1 protein-coding gene (running past both ends of the window) is annotated in these 14011 nt (G+C 48.6%); it reads right to left on the minus strand.

The whole window is internal to a hypothetical protein gene (locus tag K2Y22_04510; protein ID MBX9877699.1) on the minus strand: the coding sequence, 75024 nt in all, runs 41201 nt past the left edge and 19812 nt past the right edge, and what appears here is coding positions 19813-33823 — codons 6605 (complete) to 11275 (partial); the first complete codon in reading order (the gene reads right to left) occupies positions 14009-14011. The start codon and the stop codon both lie outside this window.

Here is a 14011-nt window from a genome sequence, read left to right on the forward strand (position 1 = left end):
CAGTGAAGTTCCAGGTGCCGTTTACAACAATCGGGTTGGTCAAGCTGGAGTTAACTTTCAAAATATTCGATTGCGTGAAGTTGGTGGCGGTGACAACAACAGCATCACCAAATAAAGTTGTCGGGATATTAACGGAGCTAATGACATAGGGCGAAATATTGGATGGTCCAAATATCAATGTACCGTTATTCAAATCACCACCCAATCTTCCTAAGCCTTGTTGTGTGATGATGTAGTCCTGGATAGCCGTGTTGGTTAAATCCAAACTTGGCAATAGCGCGCCCTGGCTATTGCCTGTAAGCACAACGCCACCATTCATTTGAATGCGATTGGCAGCGTTGGCATTGAATATAACCATGCCGCCGTCAACATTGGCAGTGTTGCCAACCAATGATGTAATTGCATTTGGCCCATAGAATACCGTGCCACCGTTTAGCGAATTAACAGTGAAGTTAGCAGGAGCTGTACCTTCCAACACATCTTCCAGTTGTCCGATAGTGAGAATTATTGTGCCGCCGGCTACTCCTAGAGCAGCACTTACGGAAAGATTTGAATTGGCGCCGAGGGTAATTTGTCCCGATGCCAAATTGTTGGTCTGCAATACCAAGTTACCATTGGTAGCATTAATTGTTGCGCCACTGGCTACGGTGATATTGCCTGCTTCCGAAATGAAGCTGGCGGATCCATTGGTGGCATTGCCTGAGGCTATAGTAAGACTGGTACCTGATGTCAAATCAATACTCAGACCGCTAGCAGAAAGTGGTCCTGTAATAGAGCCTTGAACAACAGTCAGGGCTCCTGAACCACCGGCTAGTCCAACTGCTATGCCGGACAATGAGCCTAAGCCGTTGACCGTTAGACCACTCGCACCTGTCACATTTAACTGACCGCCGCTTGAGCTCAGTGTTCCGCCATTGACTAATGTCGGCGTGTTGATATTGAAATTACCCGTGGCTGTGACTGTAGCTCCGGACTGCACCGTCACTTGATTGGAGCCGGCATTAATTGTCACTGGCCCACTAAATGTTTGACCGCCTAAGAAGTTTACTGCAGCATTTATAGTAGTTGAACCCGACGGAGTGCTTATGCTGCCACCACCAGTTGCAGTGACATTGCCGGCAAATGTCCAATTGACATTACCTGTTTGACTGGTGAGGCTGCCGGCGTTATTAAGTGATGGTGTATTCAGAGATACGGTGCCACTGCTGACAAAGTTAGCACCATTTGCAATTTGCACGCCACCTGAAGCGCCACTAGCTGTTAAACTCGTCGGTCCGGTTGTCGATTGTGAGTTTAGTATTTGAATGATGCCGGCTGTTGCCTGATAAGCGACAGATGTACCTGAGACTTGTCCACCTAGTCCTGATACGGACAGTCCACTAGCGCCAAGAAGTGTTGTAGTGCCGCCTGTTGAACTAATAGTACCGGTATTGGATATCACGCCGATTTGCACTGACGTGTTGGCACCTGTTGCAGCTATCGCTCCACTGTTGGACAACTGATTGCCCAGCAATGTCAAAGCACCGTTAGCCGCTGTTATTGAGCCTGTGTTGGTAAGTATCGTGCCACCAAGGGTTAAGGCTCCGTCGCTTGTGACAATGCCGCCGACTGTCACAGCACCCGTGGCGAGCAATTTACCGAAAGCAGTGCCGCCTGTAAATTGGTATGTACCGTTAATTACAGCAGTAGCGGTGTTATGCAAAGGAATCGCGAAGCTGCCATCAAAGAATTGATTGAGAACTGTGACATTGGTCGGTACATTCAATGCGGTCAAACCAACTGGATTGATATTAGACGGATTGAGCAAGAGATAACCGCCACTGGCAACACCGCTTGTAGTTGTTAACGGTGAAAGTACGCCGCCATTGTTGAGAACAGGCAGCTTACCTTGGTTTTGTAGATTGATGATGTCCGCTGTCACAGATGAGTTAGTTAAGTCAAGACTCGAGAATGTGGGCACCGGCATATTAGCCGTAAGGACGACATTTCCATCAAGTGCAATCGCTGATGTCGGACGCGTGCCTGTGTTGAAGATAACAATGCCACCGTTAAGATTAGCTGTGTTGCCTGTATTGTTTACTGTGACGCTATTTGTTCCGTAGTAAACGGTTCCGTAATTGGTGGAATTAACAGTCCATGCAGCACAACTGGTGCATGGAGCAGTTCCTGGTGGCGGTGGAGTCGGTATGGCGCCAATTGCAGCAACGATGCGTCCACCTAAGCGAGCATCACTGGTATTGACGGTAACCGAGCTACCGGCTCCAAAGAATATTGTGCCGTTTGTTGTATTCAGGTTGTTGAGAATAACATCGCCACTTGTAGCATTTATCGTTCCTGCAGCATTAAGCTGTAATGCCCCCGAACCAACAGTCATCTGGGCATTGCCGTTTGCAGCAGTAATGCTTTGCAAATTCATTCCATTAGCAGTCGTCAGACTTACACTTGTGCCCTTTGCTGTAATTGGTCCACTAAGCGTACCTTGATTCAAATTGACCGAATAATAAGTCGTATTCAATCCGCTACCAGTACTTGCTTCAATATTGACACCAGCAGTGCTTGAAACAGTACCTGTGCCTGTAACCTCAAAATTGCTGCCGGATGTAAGTGAGACAATACCACCAGTGCTTGTAATAGTTCCGGCATTAGCCAAATGTCCACCCTGAATAGCAACGTTCAATGCATTGTTAGCAGTTAGTGTCACACCACTTCCCACAGTGCCGGAGTAGCCTGCGCCCAGTGTCGTTGCCGTGGCAGTAAATCCTTGATTGCCGGTGAAGTTGAAGCTTGTGCCGGCATTGAGAACGATATTGGCTGATGCAGCTAATTGACCACCACCGGTGAGAGTCATGAGTGAGCCGCTAATATTCAGGTTGCCGCCATTTGCGTTAATAGAGCCACTGTTATTCAAAGTACCGGCCGTCAAGCCAACTGATTGCGAGGAGGTCAGCGTGCCGGCATTTTGAATTGTGCCCGTCAAACCGCTGGTGACGGTCATAGCACCAGTTGAAGTTACTGAAACTGCACCAACTGAAACCAGCGCGTTTGTTCCAGTTGCTTGCAATGTAGCTGCACCTTGAATGGACTGGGCACCAGTTATTGAAAGCGTGCCGCTGCTTGAGGCATTTGGTGCAAGTCCTGCCAACAATACTTGTTTGCCGGCGGTAAGCGCCTGCAATGTACCGCCACCGGAAACAGTCAGTGTACCGTTATTAGTAACGCTCAAATTACCAGTTGTCGAAGCAAGAGTTCCTTGATTGACCATACCGGCAGTTGTTACAGACAAATTGCCGGAACTTGTAAGGTTAGCACTGGCAGCAACATTTACAGCAGTCGTTGCGCTGATGCTACCCAAGCCGGTAATACTGTGTAAACCGGAGATGTTCACAGATCCCGTGGTGGCACTAATATTGACACCGGCCGAACCGGACAATGTTGAAGCAGGATTGGAAGATGGTCCACTCAAGGCAAATCCAGTTGCACCAACCAAGTTAAGAGTTCCGTTTTGCGCAGATACGGAGCCAAGATTATTTAGTCCAGGCATGTTCAATGTCAGACTTCCTTGACCGACCAACAATCCAGTTGAAGCCACTTGACCAACAACGCTTGCTGTGACAACGCCCGCAGAAGTGCTACCGTTAAACGTCACTCCGCCGCCTACGATAAAGTCGCCACTGCTAATAACAATAATCGGCGTTAGGTTGATGAAGTCATTTAGTCCAAGAGAGACGTTGTTCGGAACGTTGAAGCCGGTTATGCCATTTGGATCAAGGTTGGCTGGCCCGATAATTACATTGCCGCCGATTGCCACACCGGAGCCGTTGACTATCAAAGTACCGCCGAAGTAGCCCTGCTGCTGATTGGCAATAATGGCAGATGTGACACTTTGTTGTGTCAGGTCTAAACTATCAACGAACGCAATTCCTTGCGAAACTTCAACATTAACGCCACCCTTGAAGGAGATAGCTGTGCTGTTGTTGCCATTAAAGGTTGCATCACCCTGGAATAATGTTAGCGTATTCGTGCTGGAGGATCCGGCAGTCGAAATGCCATTGTTTCCATAGTAGACATTGCTTTGCGTCGGACTGCCTTGGATTACAACTTGCCAGTTGCTGCCTGGTGGCGTACCGGCAGGAACTGATGGAGGCACCGGTCCCATGCTGACAAACAATGCGCCACTGAAATTCAACTGGCTTGTTACTGTTACCTGAGCATTTTGTTCGAAGGTGATACTACCATTCACCAGATCGTCATTCTCTAAGGTCAAATTGCCATTCAAGACATAAACATCTGCCGACTGAGCGATCGTCAACGCTCCGCTTGTTACCTTAACTGTGGCTGCATCACCATTTACATTCAAGCCGCCAGTTGTACGCAATCCCAGTAAGCTCAAGCTTGCGCCAGTAGTTAAATTAACCGAGCGACCAACCAAATTAGCATTACCTGTGATTTGTGATTGCGTAACACTTACATCACCGTTTAAGCCGGTTGGATTGAAGCTTTGCATATTGACAGTAGCGCCTTGCAAGAGACCACAAGTTGAACAACCGGTATTGTTGATTGTCAGATTGCCTGTGTTGGTAACAGTCAAGCTGGCACCCGAAACCATGCTACCCAAGTTAGTCAATGTAGCTGTCGTTACAGTCAAATTGCCACCTGTCGTAAAGCTGGAGCCTTGAGCCAGGCTGACGGATGCGCCTGATCCAGTTGCATTAAGTTGTGCAGCGCCTGTATAACTTGCGCCACCCAAAGTGCTCGGTGCCTTAAGAGATCCGGACAGTGTCAAATTGCCTGTTGTTGCTGTAAGTATCGTAGAGGTGCCGTTGGCGGCAGTCAGGAAATTACCTGTACCTTGCAATTGCAGACCGGTTGCGCCTGTAACATTTATGTTGCCGGCAGCCGCACTGATAGTGCCTGTGTTATTCATGTTTGCGACATTGAAGGCTAGCGAGCCATCAGATGTAACAGTGCCGCTTATAGTCAGTGGACCAGTGACGGTGAGCACGCCTTGCGAAGTTACTCCTGACTGGTTAGATACATAGTTTAGTGTGCCGGCAATTGTTCTTGTGCTTATGCCGCTTACACTGATTGCTTGACCGGTGAAGTTGAGTCCAGTCACGGTCACGCCATTTGTAATATTCAATCCGTTAATAGCAGCTACAAAGTTGGCCGGCTGAATTGTCAGTGTGCCGCCGGTTGCCACCCCTGATCCATTGACCGTCAAATTACCAACCAATCTTCCCTGATTGATATAAGTAGTCAACGCTGAAGTTACTGGAGCAGAAGTCAAATCTAAACTGGTCAGCTGAGGAGCGACGCCTGTGATTGTTACTTGAGTGTTGCCTTCCAGTGAAATGGCATTAGCTCTGTTGCTGTCGTTATTGAATATAAGCACGCCACCATTAACGGAAGCAGTGTTGCTGCCGGCATTAACTGTCGGCGTCAATTGACCGTAGAAGATATTGCCGCCATTGGTAGCATTTGCTGTGAAGCCTGTTAATGGAGCAGTGCCGACCGTCGGCGATGTTGGAGTAGCGCCCATGAGGACAAGCACGCGACCACCTGTGACAAATGAGTTGGATGTGACATTTATTTGCGCACCGGAGCCTAGTGAAATAGTGCCGGCAGCTGTGTCGGTATTTTGCAGAACAAAGTCGCCATTGGTTACATTCACTTGAGCACCACTGTTCAGGTTAAGTGCACCACCAGCAGTGACGAAATTGGCATTACCGCCTGTTGTCGTCACTTGAGACAAGGATAGCCCACTGGCAGTAGCAACCGTCGCGCTCAAACCGGTAACGGAAAGGGCGCCTTGAATGCTGCCTTGTGCGGCATTAATTGCATAGTATGTAGTCGGTCCACTCGATGTGGCAATGAGATTGACGCCTGTTGAGCCTGCAAGTGTTCCTGTGCCGCTGACGTTTAAGGCTGCCTGAGCACTTACTGTAAGTGCTCCACCTAATGCGCTGATATTGCCGGAATTTGTAAGGGCCGGAACACTTACGATCAAGCCACCACTGGAACTTAAGGTGCCTGTTACCTGCAACGTGTTGTTGGAGCTAAATGTTGGACTGCCGCTTGTCTGTGTAAAGGCAAAGACACCGGCAATAAGTGGATTAGCTATACCAACGATGTTTACGCTATTGTTAGTTGCAAATCCTGTGTTAGTTACAGTAACTGCAGTTGGAATATTGAACGCGACCAGCGTGCCGTAGTTTTCCGGAACAGCAATTATGTTGCCGCTGACAGCTTGACCAAATCCATTTAGATTCAATGAACCTAGCAAACGACCTTGATCCTGCCAGGTTCTTGCCTTTGTAGCAACAACGGAATTGGTCAAGTCTAAGTCATTGAATTGTGGTGCTTGCGCATTGGCAACAAAATCAACACCACCGTTGACGCGAATTGAATTGGAGTTGGCGCCATTAAAGATGAGCACGCCTCCATTTATGGATGCCGTATTTAGTCCGGAACCTCCAGATGGCGAGTTACTCGTGTCGAAACCAGAGCCATAGAAGATGTTGCCACCAACAGATGTGCTTGCTTGCCATTGATAGGTTGGCGCCAAGCCGTCAGCCGGCGGCTGCGGAACGGCACCGATAGTTAAAATGATGCGGGCAATTTCACCAGTTGATCCACCAGCGCCTGTCGTATTGACGGTCAGGTTGCTTGGATCAATTGTAATTGTGCCTGCTGCACTATTGTTTCTCAAAATGAGCGAGCCGTTGTTCACCGTCAAGTTGCTTGCTGTTTGAACATGCAAATCACCGGATGTGGCAGTTAAAAGTGCGCTACCGTTATAAGTTGTCACTTGTCCGATGGTGAGCGAAGCTGGTGAAGTTACAGTTACGGTGTTACCAAAAGCGTTTACTGTTTGCAGCAACTGATTTTGCGTTGAAGTAACTGAACCACCACTGCCTGGTAGTGGACCGGAACTTGGTCCGCCATAAAGTGAAATGCTGCCGTTAGCATTCAAGCTGCCGGCACCGGTTATAGTCAATCCACTTGCGCCGACTCCTTCAATACTTAGAACGCCACCTGTAGCAGGCGTTGTGAAAACAGCACCGGCATTAGAAAGAGTTGGTGTAAACAATGAAAGATCAGAACCGCTTTGTACGGAAATTCCATTATTGACAACGATGCTTCCAGCTACGGCCTTCAAGTCAGCAATGCCCGGCATATTGATGCTTACAGGGAATGTCAAGTTGCCATTCTGGGCTTCCAGGGTAACCTTCTGACCGCCGCCTGTTAGCAAGCTTCCCGGCAAGGTCATCGTCAATGCCGTCGGACTGTAGACTCTTACAGAATTCAAAGTACTCTGCAAGGTGCCTTCGTTATTTAGGCTGCGCGTGTTGACTGTCAGCAAGCCGCCGATGCTAAAAGTGACACCACTTGCCACATGCACGGAGCCTAGTGCCGACAATGCTTGCAATGTTGCCGCGCCGCTAATGGTGGCATCAGACAGGATATTCAATACACCTGTAGTGGCGGTAAATGAGACACCGCCGGCACCGGCGGCATCATAGACACCAGGACCATGGGTGCCGTCGACACCACTTACCGAAAGTCCACTTGCACCGATAACGGAAATGATACCAGTTGCGGCAATCATGCCCATATTACTTATTGATGGCACATTTAAGGTGACATCACCAAAATTGTTAACGATGTTCGTTCCTCTCGTACCACTTACATCCAGATAATTGATTTGCAATGTCTGGTTGGCTGTAATCGCAATAGTTCCCTGAGTGGAGTAATTCGTCACTACACCACTAACGATGGCATTGCCTGTGCTGTTAATTAAGAGCGGCGAGCCAACCGTGAAATCCTGATTGGTCAGAATTACACCAGGTGTGATGTTAAATGCAGAAACACCAATCCCCGGAATATTTGATGGTGTAATTGTTAGTGTGCCTGACGCTCCACCAGGGTTCCAGACTAATGTTCCACCGATGCGTCCTAAGGTTTGGTAACCAATTATCTCGTTAACAACTGTCTGATTCGTCAAATCCAAGCTGTTCAAAATAACTACAGGCGTTTCTGCTTCGACGAGCACGCCGCCGTCTAAAGTAATACTGCCGGCGTTGGTTCCGTAGAAGACTACAGTGGCGCCAATTGCATTTACAGTGTTGTTGCTTGTCTGCGACGGATTGGAAACAACTACTCCGGCTGGTCCCCAATAAATGGTACCGCCGGCTTGAGTGCTCTCATCAATTCCTGAAGGTGTTGGGCTTGTCGGCGGGCTTGGTGGTATAGTACCTATCGCAATTCGAATAGTTCCACCGGTACCTAAGCCAGTAACATCGGAGAGAATCTGCGAATTTGCACCAAGAGTGATTGTGCCTGAGGCATTGGTGTTGTAGAGATTTACATCACCCTGATTTCCTTGAATTATCTTATTGGCGTTAACCAACAAAGCACCACTGCCGGCAGTTGCGGTGAGATTGCCATTTGAAGCTGTCATATTGCCTAGCGTGAGAGCGCCGGCTGAAGTAACGGAAATAGAAGTGCCAATGGAATTTACTTCGCCTGAGATGCTTCCTTGTGTCACATTGACTTGACCAGCCGAACTGTTAAAGGCTACTTGCTGATTGCTCGATAATGCGCCTGCATTGCCGCCATTAGCGATTGTTACTCCACCAGCATTAGTGAATGTAAGATTACCGTTTTGGGCTGTGATTGATCCGCCGTTTGTAACTGATGGTGTATTGACGGCCATCGCACCGGTGCTGCCTAGTGTCTTGGTGTCTGAAACGACAACGCTGCCGGAGGCGGCATTAACCGTGAGCGCACCGCTTTGAACATTGAAGGTGTTGCTGGCTGTCACATTTACATTGCCAGTTTGCGAAGTCAGACTAATCTGTCCGTTTGATAAATCGGTGACAAAACTACCGGCTGCCGAAACTGTAAGATTTCCGGAATTAGTAATGATGATTTGACCATTTGTGCTCTTGACCAATCCGGAGTTAGCAATATTGCCGGTCGTTAGTGTGAGATTATTTGTGGCTTGCAATGTCGCTGTGGAGAATACTCCCAGTTGACCGTTGCCGCTGGTCGTCATATTGACGGTGCCAACGGTCATTGTTTCAACATTATTGGTATCGCCTACTTGAATTCCGGCATTGCTTCCAGTCATCGTCAAGTTATAAGAGTTAGCCGCATTGCTACCGACAAGAGTAACTCCGCTGCCGGTGTTGTTGATATAGACATCACCGTTGGCACCGGCATTAGCTGTGAGGAAGGCAGCATTAGTTTTGATATTCGATCCGTTAGAACCAATATTTGCGCCACTCGAGCCGCTTGTTGTCAGCGTCAAAGTATTGGTGTTAATTGTGCTTGAAGCGTTACCGCTGGCAATTGTTCCAGTACCTGCAGCTGTCAGCGACACAGAGCTTGCTCCTGTCAGTGTCAGAGCAGAACCTGCATCACCAAGTTGTATGGCACCATTTGCACCGGACATTGTGACGTTATAAGCATTCGCGCTGTTGGTTCCTTTTAGTAACAATGAGGCTGCTGTGCTAGCAACGAAGACATTTCCGGAATTACCGGCGTTGGCACTTAATTGACCAGCTGATGTACGGATGCTGCCGTTTGCACCTGCAGCACCAATGTCAGCGCCGGCGCCACCTGCTGTAGCAAGGTTCAAGACCGGTGTATTAACTATGCTGCTTGCGTTACCTTGAGTGATTGTGCCGTTGCCACTAGCTGTCAGACTAACGCTTGTTGTTGCTGCCAGCGTTTCTGCCGTGCCTGGATTTCCTAAACGAATGGAACCATTTGTAGAAGTCATCACCACTGTGAAAATATTAGCGGCATTGTCATATGAACCGTTGCCTACGAGATCCAAACTGGTTGCTTTTCCATTTATGTAAACATTGCCGTTAGCTCCGGCATTAGCAGTCAGCGTTGTTGCTGTCGTGATGATGCCGTTTCCGCTAGCGCCAATATCGGCACCGGCGCCACCACTTGTACGCATGCTGACATTGGTAGCGCTAATTTGGCTGGCGTTATTTCCGTTCAATATAGTGCCTGTGCCGGAGGCCAGTAAGTTAACCGTACCACCGGTTATATTCACTGAGCTTCCGGAATCACCCAATTGAATTGCGCCATTAGTTCCTGTCATTGCCAGACTGTAGGTGCTGCCGGCATTGGTTCCCTTCACTATAGTCAAAGCTGCCGAGCTTTCCACATAGGCGTTACCGTTGGCTCCGGCATTTGCGCTAAGTGTTCCGGCCGTCGTCTTAATGGCATTACCGTTAGCACCAATATTTGCTCCGGAGGCACCACTTGTTGCCAGATTAACAGTTGACGCTGATACAACACTGCCTGCGTTGCCTTGTGAAATTGTGCCGTTGCCGGAAGCCGTCAATGTCGCTGTAGTTGCCGTCAAGGTCTCAGCAGTTCCGGAATCTCCCAGTTGTATGCTGCCGTTTGTGCCGGTCATCGTCAAATTGAATGAAGCGGCTTGGTTATCATAAGTACCATTGCCGATAAGCTTGACTGATGATCCAGTATTAGCAATGTGGACATTGCCTGAAGCGCCGGCATTTGCAGTAAGTGTGGCAGCTGAAGTTCTAATGGCTGCTCCGCCTGCACCGATATCGGCACCTGCGCCACCGGCAGTTTTCATATTCAACGTTGAGGCATTGATAATGCTTGCGGCATTGCCGGATGTTATAGCACCCGTGCCTATTGCAGTAAGAGTAGCTGTACCAGCTGCTGTAACTGTCGCAGCTGTGCCGGAGTCACCTAATGCAATTGCCCCATTGGTACCTGTCATAGTTACGGTAAAGGCGTTACCGGCATTGTTTCCAAGTAATTTCAGAGATGCAGCCGAGCCTTTTATAAATACATTGCCGCTTGCTCCAGAGTTTGCTGTCAAAGTAGAAGCGTTGGTTGCAATACCATTAGCATCGTCACCTATGCCACCGGCGCCGGCAGTCATAGATACGGTTGCTGCATTCAATGAGCCCGTTGTTTGGGTAATGCCACCAGCTCCTGCAACCGACAAATTTGCTGAAGAGGCAGCCACACTATTTGCCAGAACTAGATTGGTGCCGCTATTGGTTAAATTGACCGTTAAGTTGCCGGAGTTAAATGCTTGTCCAGCGCTTCCAAGCGTAACCGTGCTTGTACTGCTGTTGGTAATGGATACATTACCTGTTAAGGCTGGCGATGTGTTGGAAAGCAAGGAAGTTGCTTTTGTCGAAACATTTAACGAGGCGACATTGCCACCTAAGGTCAATGACGTCGTATTGAGATTGTTATTGACATAGGCGGTGGCATTGCTGTTAACAGTCAATGTAGTTGTGCTTGCGCCAGTGCCAATATTACTGCCGGTTGTACCGATATCGCCTGAGTTGGAAACCATAGTAAGAGACGGAGTGACAATCTGACTGCCGTTGTCACCATTGGCGATTGTGCCTGAACCACTGGCAGTCAATGACACCGCCGACGTGCCCTGGACCGTAACAGGAGCGCCAGTATCGCCAAGTTGAATACCACCGCTTGCTCCAGTCATCGTTAGGCTGTAAGAATTTGCTTGGTTGGTACCGACTAACTTCACAGAGCTTGCTGTGTTGTTAATTACTACGTCACCTGTTGAGCCGGCATTTGCTGAAAGTATTGTGGCGTTTGTTGCAATTACATTGCCACCTGTACCAATGCCGCCGCTTCCCGATTGCATATTCAAGGTAGTAGCGCTTATTGAACCTGAGGTTTGAGTAATTGAAGCTGTGCCGGATGTCGTCAAACCAGCTGTTGTTGTTGCCGACAGGTTGTTGGCTACAACGAGATTAGTGCCGGCATTGCTCAGCGTAATGGAAACCGAATTCGATTTGAAATCGAAAGAGCCATTGCCGACTGCAACGGACGAAGCGGTACTACTGTTGACAATGGAAGCATTACCGGTAAACGATGGCGCCAACATAGTTGTTGCTTTAGTAGTTAGGTTCAAGCTTTGTGCGTTGCCACCCAAGGTGAGGCTTGTCAGATTGTTGGTGTTGTCTACGAAAGCTGTCGCGTTAGTTGTGACACTTAAGGCAGTGGTTGTGGCACCTGTAGTTAAGTAGCTACCAACGGCACCTATATTGCCAGTGTTGGAAACAAGACTAAGTATCGGCGTCAAGATACTGCCAACGGAGACTCCATTGGCGATAGTACCGCTGCCTGTTGCAGTTAGTGTTGCCGAAACACCAGCTGAGAATGTTCCTGAATTTTGAATACCAGCGCCTGTCAGAGCAAGTGTTGTAGTCGCCTGCACAAGTCCAGAGTTCTGGATACCGGAGGCAGTAACATTCAACGAACCATCCGATGTGAAATTACCTGTCGTACCAACCAAGAGCAATCCACCGCCGGGATTCTGTGAACTGATAGTAAGCACCGCCTGCGATTGCGAAGCTTGCGTTGTAAATTGATAAGTGCCGTCAACGATAGCATTTGTAGAACCTGTCAGGGTCAAAGCTAAAGGATTGGCACCAGTGAAGTTCAAGTTACCTACAGTCACAGTGGATGGAATGTTCAGTGCCGTCAAGCCGGCGCTCAAGTTAGCAGGTGTGAGGAAAACATCACCCATAACTTGTCCGCTTTGGATGTAGAGTGTGCCGCCTAATAAGTGCTGTTGCTGGTAATTGATGATGTTTGTTACATCAGTATTGTTCGGATTGCTCAAATCAAGGCTACCTATAATCGGTGTATTGCCTTGGGCTGTAATGGTGACTCCATCATTGAGCAATATTGCATTAGCTCCCTGCGGTCCTGGGTTATTGAATATAACCGTACCTGGTTGAATGTTGACTATGTTGCTGCCATTCGCAGCAACAAGTTGTGGACCAAAGAACAATGCACCGGCGCCGCCTAAATTATTGACAGTAATACCTGAAACTTGGCTGCCCGGATACGGATTGGTTGGCGAGCCAGGCACACCGCCAATAACAATATTTACTTGTCCACCACCACTACCGCTATTGGAATAAGCGTTGATGGTGCTGCCTGTGTCAAGCAGAATAGTGCCACTATTAACATCAGCGTTATTGAGAGTAATGTTACCTTGACCCGCTGTCAGCGCAGCCGCTGCTGCAACCTTCAATACGCCTGTACCGGCCGTTACGGAAATTGAGCCGTCAGGAACAGAACCTAACTGGTTGGTCGTAATAGTGCCTAATGTGACACCACTATTAACGGTTGTCACCGAGAACGAGGCAACAGACGTACCGGCAATCTTACCGGTAATGCTGCCTTGAGCAATTGAAACAGCACCATTGCTGCTGGTTAATGTTATTGTGCCAAGAGCACCTGCCGAAACCTGACCGGAGCTACCTGTTTGCGTGATTATCAAATTACCGGCACCGGTATTGGAAATGTTTACAGCACCTGTGCCGCTCATAGTTCCGTCATTAGTTAAGCTAACGGTATTGACTGTAAGTGTTGTGCCCGTCGCTGAAACGGTGCCTGCATTCGTAATTGAACTGCCTGTCAAACTGACACCATTAGCACTTACATTGGCGCCATTATCCACCGCCAATGTCGAGCTGCCGCCGGCGGTTATCACGGCCGAACTTGAACCGCCAGTTAATTGAATTCCCGAACCGGATACGGTTACGCCTGCTGTACCTTGAACATTTACTGTACTTGTGCCGGTCACGTTACCCGTGTTGACTGTTCCTGTAGCAGTAATTGCCAGTGTCTTACCACCCAATGTAATTGTCTGTCCAGCGCCCGTGTAATTGCCACCGTTGTTGAGAGATAAGTTAAAGGCACCAGCTCCTGTGCCGGATACATTTACGCCACCGGCAACTGTCATACCACCGGCTACTGAAGTTGAACCAATTATTACCGTGCCGGCAGTTATTGCACTCAAGTTGGCGGAAGTGACATTGAAGGTTGCACCAGATCCACCAACTGCAATCGATTTGGCTCCGTTAGCCAAGAGACTGACTGTTGCGTTTCCGGCATTCACCGAACCGGCAAAGTTGACATTGTTGGCTGTAATTGAAATTGGAGCATTAGTTGTGCT

Source organism: Candidatus Obscuribacterales bacterium, from assembly GCA_019744775.1.
GTDB lineage: Bacteria > Cyanobacteriota > Vampirovibrionia > Obscuribacterales > Obscuribacteraceae > SBAT01.